Below are 18824 nucleotides of genomic sequence, written 5' to 3' on the forward strand. Positions count from 1 at the left end.
CGTGCCCTCCGCCGGCGCGGAGGAGCACGGTGCGCCGGAGAGCCCGACGGCCCGGGCCAGGGCGCGGATGCTCCGCGCCGGCGCGGTACTGCGCCGCACAGCCGAGCGGGTCCACCGCGCCACCGTCGCCAAGATCGCCGTCCGCTGGCGCCGGTCGCTCCAGTTCAAGACGGTCCTGGCGACCCTGCTCCTGGTGATCGTGGCCGCGGGCGGCATCGGGGCGTTCCTGTCCCACCAGATCGCCGGAGCCCTGTATGAAGAGCGGCTGACCCAGTTCAAGGCGGAAGCCACAGCCGGCCTGAGCAGCGTCAAGGAGAATTTCCGGACGACGGCCGCTGCGGACCGCGAGGGAACCGAGCGCCTGGTCTCCAACACCCTTTCCCTGCTCGAGGGACGGGGGGCGGAGACGCCGCGCCGCTACCTGCTCTCCCCTCTTCCAGACCAGGAGAACCTCTTCGTCTCGACGCTGGGGGACCGGATCACTGCCGGCAGCATTCCCGCACCGCTCAGTGATGCCGTGGAGGGGCTGGACCCTGACGGAGAAGACGTTGTGCACTGGTCCGCCCTGGCACTGGAACACGGTGAACCCGGGCTTGCTTTCGGCACCAAGGTGACCCTGCCTCCGGACCGGTCCGAATATGCGCTGTACCTGGTCTATGACCTGGACACCATGCAGCAGACCCTCGATGACATCCACCGCATCCTGTGGATTGCCGGCGGCCTGCTCCTGGCCATCATCGGAACTATTGCCTGGGTGGTGACCAAGGCCGGTGTGGGTGCCGTGAGTGCCGCGGCATCCGTCTCGGAAAAACTCGCTGCCGGCGAACTCCAGGAGCGCATGGAGGTCAAGGGCGAGGACGAAGTCGCCCGTCTGGCAGCCTCCTTCAACCACATGGCTGCGACCCTCCAGGACCAGATCACGCAGCTGGCACAGCTCTCGAGGATGCAGCAGGGGTTCGTCTCGGATGTATCGCACGAGCTGCGTACTCCGCTCACGACCGTGCGGATGGCCGCCGAGGTGCTTTACGACGCGAGGGAAGGATTCGATCCCATTTCCAAGCGGTCCACAGAGCTCCTTTATCACCAGGTTGAGCGCTTCCAGGCGCTGCTGGCGGACCTCCTGGAAATCAGCCGGTTCGACGCAGGCGCAGCCGAACCGGACCTTGAAGCAGCGGACATCCTGGGCATCGTCAGGGACGTCGTTGAAGCCACCGAACCGCTGGCCCTGAACAACGGGTCGGAGGTCCGCATTGTCTGCCGGGAGGAGCGGGTGGTAGTCGATGCTGATCCGCGCCGAATCGAGCGGATCGTGCGGAACCTCGTGGTGAATGCGCTTGAACACGGAGAAGGCAAACCGGTGGAAATCGCCGTGGCGACAAACGCCGGCGCCGTTGGCGTGGCGGTCCGCGACTACGGAATCGGTATGAGCGAGGACGACGCGGCCCGGGTTTTCGACCGGTTCTGGCGGGCAGACCCTGCACGTGCGCGTACCACCGGCGGAAGCGGGCTGGGCCTGGCCATTGCCGCGGAAGACGCCAGGCTGCACGGCGGCTGGCTCGAAGCGTGGGGCAGCCCCGGCAACGGCGCCTGCTTCCGGCTCACCCTGCCGCGCAGGCACGGCGAAGGCTTTGCTGCTTCGCCGGTTCCACTCTCGCCGCAGGACACCCCGCTGCCGTCACCGCCCAAGGCGCTGACAGCTGCCGATGCAGAAGGGGATGACTTCAATGCCTAGGGCCTTCAAACGGACGGCGCAGGCGGTTGCCTTCCTGTCCGCCCTGCTTTTCCTTGCCGGATGTTCCTCCATTCCCACCGTGGGGCCAGTGGGGACGGCCACGGCCAGCGCCGGAAGCTCCTCACTGACCAAACAGCTCAGCTATAGCCCGCCCGGCCCTGCGGAGGACGCCGGACCCCAGGAGATCATCGACGGTTTCATCAGCGCGGGGGTGGGAGCAGGAGAGGACTACACCGCCGCGCGGGAATTCCTGACGGCCGACCTGGCTGCTTCCTGGGTGCCGAACGAGCGCGTGGTCATCTACGGCGCAGATCCAAACGTGGTGCCGCTGCCGGAGCCGGATACCTTCCAGATCCAGCTCGAAGTTGTTGCCTCGGTGAATGCCCAAGGCATCCGCACTGAATCGGCTCCCGGCACCACGGAAACCATCCAGGTCCGGCTGGTGGAGCAGGACGGCCAGTGGCGGATCAGCGGCATCCCCAACGGCGTCATGATCTCGGATGTAACGTTCCCCATCGTCTTCCGCGCACACAACCTGTACTTCTACTCCAGCACTTACCGGTACTGGGTCCCGGATACCCGCTGGTTCGTCCAGCGTTCCGGTATGGCGGCCTCCGTGGTGAATGCCATGCTGGCCGGTCCGGCGCCCTATCTCGAAGGAGCCGTGACCAGCGCCTTCCCGGTTGAAACGAAGCTTGCACGGGACGCTGTTCCGGTTGTCTCCGGGGTGGCTTCGGTGGATTTCTCCGCCGAAGTCCTGGAGGACTCAACGGACCTCAACCGCCAGCAGATGAAGCTGCAGCTGGAACAGAACCTGCGCCAGCTGAACAACGTCAACTCCGTGGAGATGACCGTCAACCAGCGCCAGGTGGACCTGGGCCCGCCCAGCAGTGAGCTGATTCCTGCCGAGCATGATCCCCGGGTGGGGGACACGCAGGTAGGAATCCAGGGCCAGGACATAGTCTTCTTCCGCGACCGGCAGGCGCAGGAGATCGGCAACCTTCCCGATGTCTCCGAATACGACCCCCGGGACCCGGCCGTATCCGTTGGGGAACTGGACACCATTGCGTTCCTCTCCGGAGACCGCAGCACCCTTCTGGTCACCGGGCCGGACAAGGACGTCGCCACGGTGGCGACCGGCAACTCGCTTTCCGGCCCAAGCATCGATCCGGAGGGCTGGATCTGGTCTGCCTCCGCCCAGGGCCAGGGCAGCCGGCTCATTGCGGTGGGACCGGACCTTTCCGCCTCCACGCAAACCGGCCTCACGCCGTCCTGGCTTGGAGACATGAAAGTGCGCGATCTGCGGCTCTCCCGTGACGGGGCCCGGGCGCTGCTGGTGGTGGAACAGGACGGTGCCTCCCGTGTCCTGATCGCCGGCGTCGTGCGCTCTTCCAACGGTGCGCCGCAGACCCTGACCACGCCGCTGGAACTGTGGACGAACGCGCCCGTCACCACGGCGGTGTGGGTAGGTGAAACGCAAGTGGCAGCGCTGCTGAGGGGCCAGGACGAGACCTTGACCCCGGTGATCCTCGACCCGGCGGAAGACAACCAGGAACTGGCCGGCTGGGAGGGAAGCTTCAGCATCAGCGGAGGAGACGGACCCGAAGACCTGTTCCTGCAGACCTCCGATGCTGTCTACAAGAAGCTGGGCAATGGCTGGATCCGTGAAATCGACGGCATCCGCGACCCGGCGTTCCCCGGATAGCGCCTTCCCGGCCTCCACAGAACCGGTTCCTGCCCCGAGCACCCGCGGTGTATCCCCAGCCCGGATATGTCCGGGCAGCGCTGAGGCTTGAACGGGCGCAGCATGGAGTCCATGACCCGACTCAGTGCCCTGGAGGACTGGCTGGCAGCTCCAGGGCCGGCAGCTGTCCTGGCTGCCTGCCTGGAACTGCGTTCGGTTCTCCTGCCTGCAGAATGCGTGGTCTGCGGTGTTCCGGACGATTCACTCTGTCCGGCATGCCTGACCGCCGTGCGGCAGGCTACGCTGCGTCCCTTCTACGCATCGGAGGGCGCGGGCATGCTTCCGGCAGCCGCAGGCCGGGCGGCGGAGCGCCCGGATGCCGGTATCCCCGATCCGGCGGGGCAGCCACCATTGTCTGTAACCGCGGCAGGACGGTACGGAGCGGGGCTGGCAAGGGTAATCCTTGCCTGCAAGAACCACGGGCATACCGACGTGCTGGGCGTCCTTGCCGAAGCCATGGCGCGGGCGCTGCACCAGGCAGTCGCGTCTTGCGGCTGCCCTGGAAAGCTGGCAGTGGTTCCGGTTCCGGGCAGCTTCCGCGGCAGGCTGCGCCGCGGCTACGATCCGCTGGAGCTGATCCTCGCGAAAGTGCGCCGGAGGGGCCTGCTGCCCGCTGGCACGTGTATTCGCCCCGTACTGAAATACCGGCCGGGCACTGCCCTCAAGTCCGCTGGATCCGGAGCGCAGAAGAGCCTCGGAGCAGGAGCGCGGCGGCGTAATGTCCAGGGAACCATGACCGCCGGGCCGCCGGGAAAACTGCGGGGCATGACCGTCGTCCTCGCAGATGATGTCCTGACCACGGGTGCGACGCTGGCCGAGGCGGTCCGTGCCCTGCGCGCTGCCGGGGCACAGGTTGCCGGAGCAGCGGTGATAGCTGCGGTCCGGGCGCCCGCGCCGGTGCGGGAAACGCCGGCCGGGGAGCTCCGGAACAGTCCTGGAATTCCACCGGCCGGGGAGTGGCACGCGAACAGCGGCCAAGGTCAGAAGGTGAATAAAGCTCCCGGGTGATCTAACGTGTTGAGTATGGATCACTTCAAGAAAAGGAGTGATCCTGCGGCAACGGTCGCGAAGGAAACTGGCAGCGGCCGTTGTTGTGTCACCGAAGAATATTGGAGGGCACCATGGAATTCATGATCAGCGGACGCAACGTTGCAGTATCCGATCGGTTCCGTCAGTACGCCGCCGAAAAGATCGGCAAGGTGGAGAACCTCGGAGACAAGGTGCAGCGGGTCGATGCCCGGGTCACCAAGCACGAGAACGTCCGTGAAGCCGACAGCTCCCTCACCGTGGAATTGACCGTCCTGGGCAGGGGCCCCGTGGTCCGCGCCGAGGCATCTTCCGCAGATAAGTTCGCGGCCTTCGACCTCGCCTACGGAAAGCTCATGGAGCGCCTGCGCCGCGCAAGCGACCGGCGCAAGGTACACCGTGGGCGTCATACCCCCGTCCCTGTACGGGTGGCCACCGCCGGGCTGGAGCCGGTCAGCACTTCCGAACCTTTGTCTTCCCAGTTCGCAGCGGCAGAGGCTGTCCCGGCAGAGAGCAACGAAGCCGACAACCAGGACATGCAGACCGGCGACAGCCCGGTCCTGATCCGCCGCAAGGTCTTCCCGGGTGCCCCCATGAGCCTTGACGACGCTGTCGACAACATGGAACTGGTTGGCCACGATTTCTACCTCTTTGTCGATGCCGCCACCGGAGCGCCGTCCGTGGTCTACCGCCGCAAGGGCTGGACCTACGGCGTCATTACCCTGGATTCCAAGTGCGCAGAGGGATCTGAGGAAATCCGAGAGGAAATGCGCGGCTACCGAGACGCCGCACCGGCGCAGGACGTGGACGCCGCGTCGTAGATTGCCGGCAGCCCGGTCCTAGGATGGGTGCATGCCAGCAGCCTTCTCCCTTGACCGGGCACGCCGCACCATCCTCGGCGCCCAGCAGCTAGCCAAACCGCGGCCCGTCCGCCCGACTCCCGGGCAGGCGGGCCGCGTTTTTGATGCCCTGGGACTGCTGCAGATCGATTCGGTGAACGTCCCGGCCCGCAGCCACTATCTGCCGCTGTTCACCCGGCTGGGCTCCTACGACCGGGACGTCCTGGACCGCATGGCTACCCGGCATCCCCGGCGGATGGTGGAGTACTGGGCGCACGAAGCCAGCTTTGTCCGTCCGGATCTCTTCGCTGACCTGCGCCAGTGGCAGCGCAGGAGCTGGATGCGTGCCACGTCCATGCCGGACGGACAGCGCAGCGAACTGAGCCAGGCCATTCTCGGGCTGCTGGACCGGAAGCACCCCCTCACGGCCCGTGAAGTGGAAGCAGCCCTCGGCCAGGCCGCCGTTCCCGGAACGAAGTCATGGGGGTGGAACTGGACCGCATCCAAACGGGTGCTGGAAGACCTTTTTGAACAGGGACTCATCTCATCCGCCGGACGGGGAACGGCCTTCGAACGGCTCTACGCGCCCGCTGCCTCGGTGCATCCTGACGGGGAGGCTGCACTCCAGCCGGCTGACCGCCGGGAAGCGCTGCTCCGGCTTACGGAGGCTGCAGCCCGCGCGCTTGGGCTGGGGACGGCCCCCATGCTGGCCGACTACTTCCGCCTGCCGCTGCGCGACACCCTCGGTGCCGCCAAAACCCTTGCCGACCGGGGCAGACTCGAGGAAATCACCGTCGAGGGCTGGAAAGGTCCGGTCTTCCTCCATCCGGAGGTGACGGCACCGCGCCGGTGCCACGGACGCGGCCTGCTGAGCCCTTTCGACTCACTGGTCTTTGACCGGCGCAGGCTGCAGGCAGTCTTCGGGATCCATTACCGGATCGAGATCTACACGCCCGCGCACAAACGCCAGTACGGGTACTACGTCCTGCCGTTCTTGCTGCGGGAGGCAATAGTGGCGCGGGTGGACCTGAAAGCGGACCGGGCGGGCGGGGCACTGCTCGTTCAGGCTGCCCACGCCGAACCCGGTTCACCGCCGGATACTGCCGTTGAGCTCGCCGCAGAATTACGGCTCATGGCGCAGTGGCTGGGCCTCGCAGAGGTTATGGTAAGTCCTGTGGGCAACCTTGCGCCCGCCCTGAAACTGGCAGTAGACCGTGGATGACGCCCAAGCGGGAACCTTGGCGGCCTGCCGGACGTCTCTCACGTAGACTGGGGACGCCAGATTTCGGCAACACTAGATTGGGAGCAAATCAGTGGCATCACTTCTCGAACGAGTTCTTCGCACAGGCGATAAGAAGACGCTGAAAACACTGCGTAACTACGCCGACGCGATCAACGTGCTCGAGGACGAGTTCAAGGGCATGAGCGATGCCGAACTGCGCGCCGAGACAGACAACCTCAAGGAACGCCACGCCGACGGCGAGAGCCTGGATGACCTGCTGCCGGAGGCCTTCGCGCTCGTCCGGGAAGCGGCCAGCCGCACCCTGGGCATGCGGCACTTCGACGTACAGATGATGGGCGGCGCCGCCCTGCACCTGGGCAACATCGCCGAAATGAAGACCGGTGAAGGAAAGACCCTGGTGGCCACGGCCCCGGCCTTCCTTAACGCGCTGACCGGCCGCGGCGTACACGTGGTCACCGTCAACGACTACCTGGCCGAATACCAGTCGGACCTGATGGGCCGCGTCTTCCGTTTCCTGGGCATGTCCACCGGCTGCATCCTTGCCAACCAGGACCCGGCCACCCGCCGCGAACAGTATGCCGCTGACATCACCTACGGCACCAACAACGAGTTCGGTTTCGACTACCTGCGGGACAACATGGCATGGAGCGCCAACGAGCTTGTCCAGCGCGGCCACCACTTCGCCATCGTCGATGAAGTTGACTCCATCCTCATTGATGAGGCCCGGACCCCGCTGATCATCTCCGGCGCCGCCAGCGGCGACGTCAACCGCTGGTACACCGAGTTCGCCAAGGTGGTCCAGCGCCTGACCCTCGACGTCGACTACGAGGTCGACGAGAAGAAGCGCACCGTGGGCGTGCTCGAGTCCGGCATCGAAAAGGTCGAAGACTACCTGGGCATTACCAACCTGTACGAGGCCGCCAACACCCCGCTGATCGGGTTCCTGAACAACGCCATCAAGGCCAAGGAACTGTTCAAGCGGGACAAGGACTACGTCATCCTCAAGGGCGAAGTACTTATCGTTGACGAACACACCGGCCGTATTCTGGCCGGACGCCGTTACAACGAAGGCATGCACCAGGCCATCGAGGCTAAGGAAGGGGTGCAGATCAAGGCAGAGAACCAGACCCTGGCCACCGTCACCCTGCAGAACTACTTCCGCCTCTACGAGAAGCTCTCCGGCATGACCGGCACGGCTGAGACCGAAGCCGCCGAATTCATGAGCACCTACAAGCTTGGCGTGGTGCCCATCCCCACCAACAAGCCGATGGCGCGGCTGGACCAGTCGGACCTGATCTACAAGAACGAAGTGGCCAAGTTCGACGCCGTCGTGAAGGACATCGCGGAGCGGCACGCTTCGGGACAGCCCGTGCTCGTTGGTACCACCAGCGTGGAAAAGAGCGAATACCTCTCCAAGCAGCTGGCCAAGGCAGGCATCCGGCACGAAGTCCTCAACGCCAAGAACCATGCCCGTGAAGCGGCCATCGTGGCACAGGCCGGACGCAAGGGTGCCGTGACCGTCGCGACCAACATGGCCGGCCGCGGCACCGACATCATGCTCGGCGGCAACGCTGAGTTCAACGCCGTGGCTGAACTCAACGCCCGCGGACTGGATCCGGCCGAGAACCCCGAGGCCTACGAAGCAGCCTGGCCGGCCGCGCTGGAGAAGGCCCAGGCGGCCGTCGCCGCGGAGCATGACGAGGTCCGTGCCCTCGGCGGCCTCTATGTCCTTGGCACAGAGCGGCACGAGTCACGGCGCATCGACAACCAGCTCCGCGGCCGGTCCGGCCGCCAGGGAGATCCGGGTGAGTCCCGGTTCTACCTCTCGCTGACCGATGACCTGATGCGGCTGTTCAACTCCGGTGCAGCGGAACGCATCATGAACAGCTCCTCCATGCCTGACGACGTCGCACTGGAATCGAAGCTGGTCTCCAAGGCGATCCAGAACGCCCAGGGGCAGGTCGAAGCACGCAACGCCGAGCAGCGCAAGAACGTCCTGAAGTACGACGACGTGCTGAACCGCCAGCGCGAAGCGATCTACGGGGACCGCCGCCGCATCCTCGAAGGCGATGACCTGCAGGAGAAGATCGGCTTCTTCCTGGAGGACGTCATCACCGCCGTCGTCAATGACGCCACAGCCGAAGGCCACGGTGACGACTGGGATTTGGAGACTCTCTGGAAGAACCTGAAGATCGTCTACCCGATCAGCCTGAGCATCGACGAAGTGATTGATGAAGCTGACGGCCGGTCCAACCTGACCCGCGACTTCCTGCTTGAAGAAGTCCTGTCCGATGCCCGCCTGGCCTACCAGGCACGCGAAGACTCCATTGGCTCAGCCGCCATGCGCGAGCTGGAACGCCGCGTGGTGCTTTCGGTGATCGGCCGTAAGTGGCAGGAACACCTGTATGAGATGGACTACCTCAAGGAAGGCATTGGCCTGCGTGCCATGGCCCAGCGGGACCCCCTGGTTGAATACCAGCGCGAGGGTTTCGTGATGTTCCAGACCATGATGGAAGCCATCCGGGAGGAGAGCATCCGCTACCTCTTCAACGTCGAGGTGCAGGTCAGCCAGCCCGAGGTCCCCGAAGCGCTGAAGGGACTGAAGGACGCACGCGGAATCGTGGGCGGTCCGGTCATCCAGACTCCGGGACTCGAGGCACCCGAGCAGCCGGCCAGCCTGCAGTTCTCCGCACCGAACAGCCAGGGCCAGGTGGAGACGCGGGTAGAGCGTACGGCTGCAGCCAAGCCTGCGCAGGCCGCGTCCCGCAAGGACACCCGTTCGGCCGGGAAGAAGAAGCGCCGCAAGTAGCTTCACCCGATCTCCAGGGCGGAAACTTTCCAGAGTCCGCGCCGCTGCTCCAAACGGAGGGCAACGGCGCGGACTCTGTCCGTTTCAGCTGCTGCCACGGCGACTTCGTAGACTCCCGCAGATACCGGGCAAACCCGCACCCGGAGAATACGCACATTGCGGTGCTGGCGCGCTTGTCCCCGCCCGCGGACCAAATTGGTCCGCAGCTGCAGGCGTTCGAACTCCTCGAAGTCCATCCACCGGGCCAGCTGCTGCAGCGGCCGGACTCCTGCCAGAACCTCCAGGGCTCCCATCGTCACAGACCGGCTGATCGCCTCGATCCGGGCGTCTTCCTGGGCTGAGCTGGTCCAGTTCTGTACCGGGTCCGGGTCCGGGTCCGGCTCCGGTTCCGCACGCACCAGCACCGGGTGCCGCTGCGGGACCACCGGAGGAGCCCCGCCGGGGACAGTGCTGAACACCGGCCTGGATTCGCCGCTGGCCCTGGCAAGTTCTCCGGACGCTTCATCCGGGGCGGGAAGAATAATCAGGATGGTCATCGGGTGTCCTCTCCGAAGGGCGGTCTATTCGGCGGGCGGGGGCGGGACGGCAAGAACCTGCCCCGGAAGCAGCAGATTCGGATCAGGACCGATCACGCCGCGGTTCAGTTCATGCCAGGCCGGCCAGTACCTGGCGATTTCGTGATCTGTGGCGAGATAACCGAGCTGCGCTGCGGCGAGGTCCCAGAGTGTGTCTCCCGCTGTGACGGTGACCGTCGCCGCAGGCGATGCTGCGTTCGCCGCCGTTGGTGCGCCCGGAATGAGCAGGGATCCGTCCACGGGCGCAGGAGAGGGTTTCCAGGACGGGTCCGCGGCGGGGCCGGTGCCGGACGCCGCAGCTGCGCGGGCCCCGCTGCTGCCCGGAACGGGCTGGCCCTCTGTGCGCCAGGAGGGATCGGCAGCCTGGGAGGCCAGTGCATAGGCACCTACCTGCTCCGGCATCCGTGTTTCGGCACCTGTGGAAACGACGGCGGTCGCCGCCGGTGCAGCGAACGCCGTCAGCGGTGCCGCTGCCAGCTGCAGCCCCAGGACCGCGGCGGCCAGCCGCTTGAGGAAGGCCGGGCTGAGGACTCCCACGGCTCCCGCAGCGCGTTGCTTGCCGCAGCGCAGCAGCACTGCCCAAAGGAATGCAGCAGCCAGTCCTGCTGACCACCAGGCCAGCAGCAGCAGGCCCGCTCCTCCGGCGGCAAGGCCTGCGGCAGACTGCAGGTCCGTGAGCGAGCGGAAGGCATCCGGCACAAACCCCGCGGCCGGGTCTGCGCGCAGCAGGTTCCCCGCCCACAGCATCAACGCTCCGGAGGCTGCTGCCGCAACCGCCTGGAACGTGTCTTCCAACAGTCTGCGCCTGCCTGGTGAAGCCATTGCTGCCTCCGTTAGATTCACTGCGTTTGATGTGATTTGACGTCGTTTGGTGCTTTGGAATGAGTTGAAGCCTTTTTGATTTCAATTGGTGTCTGTTCATACAGACTGATGTCACAGCTGTAAAGAGTGGTGCGGGTGAAATGTGGAGGCTAGCCTTGCCCGATGAGATGGGAGGCGTTGTTCGCAGACCTGGAAGCACAGTTGGCTGCTGCCGGGCGTGCAGATCTGGAAGCGGAAATAGCGGACCGCCAGCGCGGCGAAGTGGCAGCGCTGGATCTTGCCGCGCGGCTTCGGGCGCAGCGCGGGCGGAGGCTGCGGGTGCATCTGGGGCTGGCGGCCGGCCCGCTGAGCGGAGTGCTGGGACGGGTGGGAACTGACTGGTTCCTGCTCGAATCGGCCTCGGGATCGTACGTGGTGGCCCTGGACGCCGTGCAGATGCTGGAGGGCATGGACCGGTATGCGGACGCATCCGTTCCCGCAGTGCAGCTGCGCCTGGCCTCAGCGCTCAGGGAGCTGGCCCGGGACCGCTATCCGGTGGATCTGCACCTGCGCGGAATGCCCGCGCCCCTGCACGGCAGTATCGACCGGGTGGGGAAGGACTTTCTTGAATTTGCCGTCGTGGAACCGGGTGAGCCGCGGCGCCGCGGCAAAGTAGGTTCAGCGCCGGTAGTGCCCTTCTCGCGGCTCGCCGCGGTCAGTTCCACGCGGTAGGGACGAAAAAGGCGGATCCGGCCCCGGGGCGGGTCAGGCCTCCGCAGTCTCGTCCTGGGGGAGTGCAGAACGGGCAGCCTCGGCCCGGCGGTAGGCACCTGCGATGTATTCCTCAAGCTTGGCGCTCTCGACCCGCCACTGGCCGCGGCCCCCAACCTGGATGGCCGGGAGTTCGCCGGAGCGCACCAGGGCATACGTCTGGGACGAAGATATGTTCAGGACCTCGCCCACATCGGCGAGGGTAAGGAACCTTTTCTCCACCATGGTGCCACCGTTAGACCCTTCCCGGCACTGTGCCGCTGCTGACCAAGTCTGCCATCTTGAGGCAGCCGGACGCCCGTTATCCACACATTACGGGCCCCACCCGTTTCCATAGTGCCGTTTGAGGGCCACAATGACCTCCAACACTCCGCAGGGAAGCGGAGGAAACCTAGGGGGAAGCATGAGTCTCAAGACCGTGGCGCCGGCTGCACCCGCGCCCCGCCTCAAGAAACCGTCGTGGAAGGACCCCCGGCTGCTGCTGGGGGTGCTGCTCGTGCTGGCCTCAGTCGCCGGAGTCAGCGCGCTTGTAGCCAGCCAGGACAAGACCGTCCAGGTCCTGGTGGCGTCACGCGAGATTCCTGTCGGGTCGGTGCTGGAGGCCGCGGACTTCGACGTGGCCCAGGTTTCCCTCGGCGGGCTCGCCGGTACCTACATGGCTGCCGATGACCCATTTCCCGAAAACGCCGTCGCCGGAACCCTTATCCGCAGGGGCGAACTGCTTGCACGGGCGGACCTCAGCAAAGCCGAAAGCCTGGACCGTAAGCCGCTGGGCCTGGACGTAGAGGCACCGCTGCCCAGCGGTATCCGTGCCGGTGACCGGGTGGATGTCTGGGCTTCCCTTCCGGATGGAAAGAACGGCTACGGCGAACCACGCCGGCTGCTCACAGCCGCTGAAATTTCCGAGCTCTCCGTGAACGAGTCGGTCATTGCCGGCGCGGACGCCACCCGGCTGCTGGTCCTCGTTGAGGACCAGGACCTTCCCGCCCTGCTCGGTGCCCTGTCCAATCAGGCGAAAATCGCCGTCGTCCCCAATCCTTCAGCCGGATGAGCACCATACCGGTCGTAACCTCCGGCAGCGGAACTGCGGAGCTGGTACAGGGACTGGAACGCCTGCAGGGCCCGGTCACCGTGATCCGCCGCTGCAGCGAGCTCTCTGAACTGATTGCCGCGTGCCAGAGCGGCATGGCACGCGCGGCCATCGTGGACGACGACGCCGGTGAGCTGACCGCCAGCCTCGCCGACCGCGTGGCAGCCGCCGGCGTCGCCCTCGTAGTGCTCGCGGATGATCCCGCTGCGAGGAGCCGGCTCGACCAGCTTGGAGTCCGCCACGCGTCCAGGAACCTGGAATCGACAGCCCTGGCAGAGCTCGTGGCCGGGGCAGTCCAGGCCATGGGATCGCGGAGACCGGAGAGCGGAACAGCGTCCTCACTGGCAGACCCTGCTGACGGCCTCCGCCGCTGGGAACTGACGGGGGAGGCCAGCCCGGACCGGGAAGCACGCCAGGGACCGGGAAGCCTGGTCGCCGTCTGGGGGACGGCGGGCGGCCCCGGCCGCACCACCCTCGCACTGAACCTCGCAGCCGAGGCAGCCGCTGCCGGCAGCAAAGTACTCCTCGTGGATGCCGACACCTATGCACCCAGCATTGCCGCAGTGCTGGGGCTGGCCGACGAATCGGCAGGCCTGGCCCAGGCGTGCCGTCTGGCAGAACAGGGACTGCTGGAGCCGGCAGCCCTGGCAGCAACCGCAGCAGAGGTTCAGCTCAAGAACCGGCGCCTGCGGGTGCTGACCGGTATCACGCGGTCAGACCGGTGGCTTGAAATCCGCGGTACTGCCCTTGCCCGGGTCCTCGAGCAGGCGCGCAGCATTGCCGACATCACGGTGGTGGACTGCGGATTCAGCGTTGAGGCCGACGAAGAACTCAGCTTCGACACAATGGCACCCAGACGCAACGCGGCAACGCTGGTGGCTCTTGAAGCGGCGGACACTGTCTATGCCGTGGGCGCCGCGGATCCGGTGGGAGTTCCCCGCCTGGTGCGGGCGCTCGCCGAACTTGAAACCGCTGTTCCTTCCGCGTCACCGCTGGTAGTGCTGAACAAGGTGCGGCGTTCCACGGTGGGGCGCTCTCCGGAGCGGCAGCTCAGCGAAGCGTGGGAGCGGTTCGGTCCCGGGCGGATCAGTGCGTTCCTTCCGGCTGACTGGGACGCAGCCGATGCTTCGCTGCTCGCCGGAGCCGCGCTGCTCGAAGCAGCCCCGTCTTCTGCACTCAGGGCGGCAATTGCCGCCCTGGCCAACGTTCCCGCAGGCGGCAGCCCCAAACGGCGGAGGAGGCGCGCGGCCGCCACGAAGTGACCTTTTCTTTGCCGAGGAGATAGGCTCGTAGCAAACGGACCGCAAAGGGGCGGCCGGTACTAAGCGGCGAATTTCGGAGGCGTATTAAATGTCGTCTGGATCCAACACCACGGATCTTTCCAGCTCGGATATTTCCCTTGAGGATTTCATCGGGAATTACTACGAACATTTGGCGGCTGAAGACGCCGCACTCTACCCTCCACAGGCCCTGCGGGAACGCGCAGAGGCGCACCGGGCGCTGGCATGGACCCGTGCGGAAGGCACCGCTGCGGTAGATGTTTTCGACCAGGGCGACGCGAGCGTCATCCTCATCGTCACCGATGACATGCCTTTCCTCGTGGATTCCGTCACGGCCGAGATCGTCCGCCAGAACAGCGGTATCCGCCTGATGGTCCACCCCACGTTCCTGGCTACGCGGCACAGGGACAGCGATACTCTGCAGCAGGTCAAGCGGGTTCCGAACGCTGCCGGCATTTCCAGCGGTGACACTGCTGCCCTGCCGGACATTTCCGGCCTGCTCGGCAACGGGGACCAGACCACGCGCATCGAGTCCTGGATCGCCGTCGAAGTCCCGCGCCTGAGCGATGATGCCCGGCGCCGGGAGATGGTGGACGGTCTTCTCCGGGTTCTGGACGACGTCCGCCTTGCGGTCAAGGACTGGTCGGGCATGCGGGCGAAAGTCCATGAGATCGCCGCGGAACTGGCCACTGCCGGTCCCGGCATCCCGGACCTGCAGCAGGCACGGGAGCTCCTTACCTGGCTTGACGACGGCAACTTCACCTTCCTGGGGTACCGCGAATACGACCTGATCAACGAAGACGGCGAAGACGTGCTGCGCTCTTCATCGGGCACCGGGCTTGGCCTGCTGCGCCGCAGCTCCGAGTCAGGCAAGGTCCAGCACCTCACCACCGCCGGCCGGGCCAAGGCACGGGAGAAGCGCGCCCTGGTGATCACCAAGGCCAACTCGCGTTCGACAGTGCACCGTGCAGCGTACTTCGACTACATCGGCGTGAAGAGGTTTGATGCCGACGGCAATGTCACGGGTGAACGGCGCTTCATCGGTTTGTTCGCCACCGGTGCCTACACCGGATCCGTCCGGGCTGTCCCGATCCTGCGCGACAAGGTCAAGGAAGTCATCGGGCGGGCAGGATTCCCTGCGGACTCGCACTCCGGCAAGGACCTGCTCTCCATCCTTGAAACCTTCCCGCGCGACGAGCTGTTCCAGATCGACGTCGACGGCCTGCTGGAGACCGCGCAGGGCATCCTCCGGCTGCAGGAACGGCGCCGCACGAGGCTCTTCCTGCGTCCGGACGTGTACGGGCGCTTTATGTCCGCGCTGGTGTTCCTGCCCCGTGACCGTTACACCACCTCAGTCCGCCTGCGCATCCAGGACGAGCTGCGCGCAACGTTCAACGCTGAATCCATCGATTACGAGGCCCGGCTGACTGAATCGGCGCTGGCCCGGCTGTTCTTCCGCATCCGGCTGCCCAAGGGCGCGGAGATAACGGATGTCGACGCCGCTGCGCTGGAACGACGGCTGGTCAACGCCACCCGTTCCTGGTCCGAGGGAATCGACGAGGTGCTGCGCGGAAAGTTCGACCGCGTGCAGGCTGAGCAGCTCTCCACACTGTGGGGCGACGCTTTCCCGATGGACTACCGCGTGGGCTACGAGGTCGAAGACGCGCTGGAGGACATCGCCCGGTTCGAAGACCGGATTCAGAACCCGGAAACCGCGCCGGAGCTTTTTGTCTATCTTCCGGCCGGGAACGACAATCCCGACAGCGCTGATGCCCGCCTGAAGCTGTATCTCCTGGAGCCTAAATCCCTGACCCAGATCCTTCCCTTCCTGCACAACCTTGGACTCGAGGTGCTGGACGAGCGCCCGTTCGAGATCAAGCGGCAGGACGGCGTTGAGCTGTATCTCTACGACCTGGGACTCCGTTACGGAGCCGGCGTGGATCCGCTGGAAACCGGAACCCTTCTGGCAGAGGCTTTCCGGGCAGGCATCTCCGGTGCCAGTGAATCCGATGCGCTTGACCGCCTGATCCTGGGGCAGGGCCTTGGCTGGCGGGAAGTGGTGATGTTCCGCAGCTACGCCAAGTACATGCGCCAGATGGGCAACACCAATTCCTACGGCTTCATTGCGGATACCCTTCTGGGCAACCCCCGCGTCACCGGTGCGCTTGGCCGCATGTTCCGCGCCCGGTTTGATCCGGCAGTGGAAGAGGACAAGCGGGCCGCCGAAATGGAGGCTGCGCGCACCGAACTGGACGCCGGACTGGAACAGGTGCCCACCCTCGACGCAGACAGGGTGCTGCGCACGTTCGCCAACCTCATCGAGGCCACGCTGCGAACGAACTTCTACCAGGACAAGCCGTACGTCAGCCACAAGCTGAATACGGCCTCCATCGACGGGGCCCCGTTCCCGCGCCCCAAATACGAGATCTGGGTTTACTCACCGCGTGTCGAAGGCGTGCACCTGCGCTTCGGAGAAGTAGCCCGCGGCGGTCTGCGCTGGTCCGACCGGCGCGAAGACTTCCGCACGGAAATCCTTGGCCTGGTCAAGGCCCAGACTGTGAAGAACGCCGTCATCGTGCCCACGGGCGCGAAGGGCGGGTTCTACGCCAAGCAGCTGCCGGATCCTGCCAAGGACCGCGCCGCCTGGATGGAGGAGGGCAAGGAAAGCTACCGCACCTTCATCCGCGGCCTGCTGGACATTACGGACAACCTCGTTGTGACCGAAGACGGCGAGCAGGTCCAGCCGCCGCAGAATGTTGTCCGGCACGACGGCGATGACAGCTACCTGGTTGTCGCCGCAGACAAGGGCACGGCGTCGTTCTCCGACATCGCCAACGCACTCTCGGCCGAGTACGGTTTCTGGCTCGGGGACGCCTTCGCGTCCGGCGGATCGGTGGGCTACGACCACAAGGCCATGGGCATCACCGCACGCGGCGCCTGGGAGTCAGTCAAGCGGCACTTCACCGAGCTCGGCGTCGACACCCAGAACGAGGACTTCACCGCCGTCGGCGTGGGCGACATGAGCGGAGACGTTTTCGGCAACGGCATGCTGCTCTCGGAGCACATCCGCCTGGTGGCTGCCTTCGACCACCGCCACGTGTTCCTGGATCCGAACCCCGATGCCGCCCGTTCGCACGCTGAACGCCGCCGCCTCTTTGAACTGCCGCGCTCCTCCTGGGCCGACTACGACGAATCCCTCATCAGCGAGGGCGGCGGAGTCTTCCCCCGGCAGTCCAAGAGCATCCCGATCAGCGCTCAGGTGCGCGAAGTGCTCGGACTGGATTCCGGCGTCACCCGGCTGAGCCCGCCGGAGCTGCTGCGCGCCATTCTGAAGGCGCCGGTGGACCTGCTCTACAACGGTGGAATCGGTACCTACATCAAGGCTTCAACCGAGACCAATGCCGAGGTGGGGGACAAGGCCAACGACGCGATCCGCATTGACGGCCGGGACGTCCGCGCCAAGGTCATCGGAGAAGGCGGCAACCTGGGCATGACCCAGCACGGCCGCATCGAAGCTGCCCTGTCCGGAGTCATCCTGAACACAGACGCCATCGACAACTCTGCCGGCGTGGACTGCTCCGACCACGAGGTCAACATCAAGATCTTTGTTGACCGCATGGTCGCTGCAGGACGGCTGGACGCCTCCGAGCGCTCAGAGTTCCTGCACTCGATGACGGACGAAGTTGGCCGCCTGGTGCTGCAGGACAACATCGACCAGAACATGCTGCTGCTCAACGACCGCCAGCGCGTCATCGAGTGGAGCCCCAGCTTCGAGCGCCTGATGGACTGGCTGGAAGAGCACGCCGGACTGGACCGTGCCCTTGAAGCGCTGCCCACCAAGGACGAACTGCGGGCACGGGTCGCCGAGGGGCAGGGGCTGACCGCGCCGGAACTCTCGGTCCTGGCGGCGTACGCCAAGATTGAGCTGACCCGCGCGCTGACAGCCTCCGATCTGGCGGACGATCCGTACTTCCGCGGCACGCTGCGCCGGTACTTCCCCAAGCAGCTGGTGGAACGATTCGACGACCAGCTGGATACCCATCCGCTGCGGCGCGAGATCATCTCCACCATGGTGGCCAACGACATGATCAACATCGGCGGAATCACGTTCGCCTTCCGGGTCATGGAGGAGACCTCCGCCAGTGAAGCGACGGTTGCCCGCGCCTTCAGTGCGCTGCGGGAGATCTACGCGATTGACGACGTCGTTGCCGCACTGGGCGAACTGCCCGCCAGCTTCCCGACGGAGACCTGGACCACCATTCACCTGGACATGCGCCGCCTGCTGGACCGCGCCGTGCGCTGGTTCGTGAACCACGTTGGCCGCGGCAGCTCCATCGACGAGGACATCCAGGCCTTCAAGCCGATCGTCGAACCGCTCCGGAAAGACCTGATGCGCTTTATGCGAGGGGACGACCGCAAACGAGTGGAAGCGGCCCTCGAACAGGCTGCCGGGTGGGATGTACCCAATGAACTGGGCACCTACTGGGCGGAACAGTTCGAGAGCTACGGCCTGCTCGACGTCGCCCTTGCGACCCGGCAGGTGGAGGAACCGGCGGAGAACATCGCTGCGGTGTACTACGCGGTCTACGACCGCTACGGCATCGACGACCTGCTTGAGCGGATCACCAAGCTCCCGCGGGGGGACCGGTGGCAGGCCCTGGCCCGCGCAGCCCTTCGTGACGACCTGTACTCCACGGTGGCGGACATGACGGTCGCAGCCCTGCAGGCCACGCCGTCCATGGAGGGTGAAGACCCGGTCGCCCGGGTTGAGGCCTGGGAACAGGAAAACGCAGACAACCTCGAACGAGCAACCAAGATGTTCGCCGAGGTCAACCAGCTGGAGCAGGACGACATGGCCTCACTTTCGGTGGCCCTGCGCCTGCTGCGCTCGATTGTAAGGCGCTGACGGACTTA

13 protein-coding genes are annotated in these 18824 nt (G+C 65.7%); 10 read left to right on the top strand and 3 right to left on the bottom strand.

Going from position 1 to position 18824, the window contains the following annotated elements:
• Position 1 precedes the first annotated feature (1 nt).
• The 6 genes from mtrB (at position 2) to secA (ending at position 9393) form a co-directional block, all read left to right on the top strand.
• On the top strand, positions 2-1732 hold the full coding sequence (mtrB, locus tag NGB94_RS14885; RefSeq protein WP_325791468.1) for an MtrAB system histidine kinase MtrB: 1731 nt from the start codon (positions 2-4) through the stop codon (positions 1730-1732).
• A complete protein-coding gene (locus NGB94_RS14890; protein ID WP_325791469.1) occupies positions 1716-3437 on the top strand; it encodes an LpqB family beta-propeller domain-containing protein in 1722 nt (573 codons plus the stop codon). Before mtrB ends, NGB94_RS14890 begins: the two co-directional genes overlap by 17 nt.
• 111 nt (positions 3438-3548) lie before the next feature.
• Positions 3549-4484, top strand: coding sequence for a ComF family protein (locus tag NGB94_RS14895; RefSeq protein WP_325791470.1), 936 nt, complete (start codon positions 3549-3551; stop codon positions 4482-4484).
• Positions 4485-4597: 113 nt separating this feature from the next.
• Complete coding sequence (gene hpf, locus NGB94_RS14900; protein WP_325791471.1) at positions 4598-5323, top strand: ribosome hibernation-promoting factor, HPF/YfiA family; 726 nt, start codon at positions 4598-4600, stop codon at positions 5321-5323.
• A 31-nt stretch (positions 5324-5354) separates the two neighbouring features.
• On the top strand, positions 5355-6563 hold the full coding sequence (locus NGB94_RS14905) for a winged helix-turn-helix domain-containing protein (protein WP_325791472.1): 1209 nt from the start codon (positions 5355-5357) through the stop codon (positions 6561-6563).
• Between the two features lie 91 nt (positions 6564-6654).
• Positions 6655-9393 carry a preprotein translocase subunit SecA gene (gene secA / locus NGB94_RS14910; protein WP_325791473.1) on the top strand — a complete coding sequence of 913 codons (2739 nt, stop codon included), beginning with the start codon at positions 6655-6657 and terminating at the stop codon, positions 9391-9393.
• Between the two features lie 2 nt (positions 9394-9395).
• On the opposite strand, the gene NGB94_RS14915 is transcribed toward secA, so the two are convergent.
• Positions 9396-9929, bottom strand: coding sequence for an Rv3235 family protein (locus NGB94_RS14915; protein ID WP_325791474.1), 534 nt, complete (start codon positions 9927-9929; stop codon positions 9396-9398).
• A 24-nt stretch (positions 9930-9953) separates the two neighbouring features.
• Complete coding sequence (locus NGB94_RS14920; RefSeq protein ID WP_325791475.1) at positions 9954-10790, bottom strand: LysM domain-containing protein; 837 nt, start codon at positions 10788-10790, stop codon at positions 9954-9956.
• 162 nt (positions 10791-10952) lie between these two features.
• On the opposite strand from NGB94_RS14920, the gene NGB94_RS14925 reads away from it, so the two are divergent.
• Positions 10953-11501, top strand: a complete 549-nt coding sequence (locus NGB94_RS14925) for a hypothetical protein (RefSeq protein ID WP_325791476.1) — start codon at positions 10953-10955, stop codon at positions 11499-11501.
• A gap of 33 nt (positions 11502-11534) precedes the next feature.
• On the opposite strand, the gene NGB94_RS14930 is transcribed toward NGB94_RS14925, so the two are convergent.
• On the bottom strand, positions 11535-11765 hold the full coding sequence (locus NGB94_RS14930; protein ID WP_325791477.1) for a helix-turn-helix domain-containing protein: 231 nt from the start codon (positions 11763-11765) through the stop codon (positions 11535-11537).
• Between the two features lie 178 nt (positions 11766-11943).
• On the opposite strand from NGB94_RS14930, the gene NGB94_RS14935 reads away from it, so the two are divergent.
• The 3 genes from NGB94_RS14935 to NGB94_RS14945 all read left to right on the top strand — a co-directional run bounded on the left by NGB94_RS14935 (position 11944) and on the right by NGB94_RS14945 (position 18816).
• A complete protein-coding gene (locus NGB94_RS14935; RefSeq protein WP_325791478.1) occupies positions 11944-12591 on the top strand; it encodes an SAF domain-containing protein in 648 nt (215 codons plus the stop codon).
• On the top strand, positions 12588-13892 hold the full coding sequence (locus NGB94_RS14940; RefSeq protein WP_325791479.1) for an AAA family ATPase: 1305 nt from the start codon (positions 12588-12590) through the stop codon (positions 13890-13892). Before NGB94_RS14935 ends, NGB94_RS14940 begins: the two co-directional genes overlap by 4 nt.
• A gap of 88 nt (positions 13893-13980) precedes the next feature.
• A complete protein-coding gene (locus tag NGB94_RS14945) occupies positions 13981-18816 on the top strand; it encodes an NAD-glutamate dehydrogenase (RefSeq protein ID WP_325791480.1) in 4836 nt (1611 codons plus the stop codon).
• Positions 18817-18824: the final 8 nt, after the last annotated feature.

Source organism: Arthrobacter koreensis, assembly GCF_035792275.1.
GTDB lineage: Bacteria > Actinomycetota > Actinomycetes > Actinomycetales > Micrococcaceae > Arthrobacter_B > Arthrobacter_B koreensis_A.

Excerpts from the sequence above, each read along its gene's own strand:
- NGB94_RS14925 (WP_325791476.1), top strand. The coding sequence starts at position 10,953 with ATGAGATGGGAGGCGTTGTTCGCAGACCTGGAAGCACAGTTGGCTGCT.
- NGB94_RS14920 (WP_325791475.1), bottom strand. The coding sequence starts at position 10,790 with ATGGCTTCACCAGGCAGGCGCAGACTGTTGGAAGACACGTTCCAGGCG.
- NGB94_RS14930 (WP_325791477.1), bottom strand. The coding sequence starts at position 11,765 with ATGGTGGAGAAAAGGTTCCTTACCCTCGCCGATGTGGGCGAGGTCCTG.
- NGB94_RS14935 (WP_325791478.1), top strand. The coding sequence starts at position 11,944 with ATGAGTCTCAAGACCGTGGCGCCGGCTGCACCCGCGCCCCGCCTCAAG.
- NGB94_RS14895 (WP_325791470.1), top strand. The coding sequence starts at position 3,549 with ATGACCCGACTCAGTGCCCTGGAGGACTGGCTGGCAGCTCCAGGGCCG.
- hpf (WP_325791471.1), top strand. The coding sequence starts at position 4,598 with ATGGAATTCATGATCAGCGGACGCAACGTTGCAGTATCCGATCGGTTC.
- NGB94_RS14915 (WP_325791474.1), bottom strand. The coding sequence starts at position 9,929 with ATGACCATCCTGATTATTCTTCCCGCCCCGGATGAAGCGTCCGGAGAA.
- NGB94_RS14890 (WP_325791469.1), top strand. The coding sequence starts at position 1,716 with ATGACTTCAATGCCTAGGGCCTTCAAACGGACGGCGCAGGCGGTTGCC.
- NGB94_RS14940 (WP_325791479.1), top strand. The coding sequence starts at position 12,588 with ATGAGCACCATACCGGTCGTAACCTCCGGCAGCGGAACTGCGGAGCTG.
- NGB94_RS14945 (WP_325791480.1), top strand. The coding sequence starts at position 13,981 with ATGTCGTCTGGATCCAACACCACGGATCTTTCCAGCTCGGATATTTCC.
- NGB94_RS14905 (WP_325791472.1), top strand. The coding sequence starts at position 5,355 with ATGCCAGCAGCCTTCTCCCTTGACCGGGCACGCCGCACCATCCTCGGC.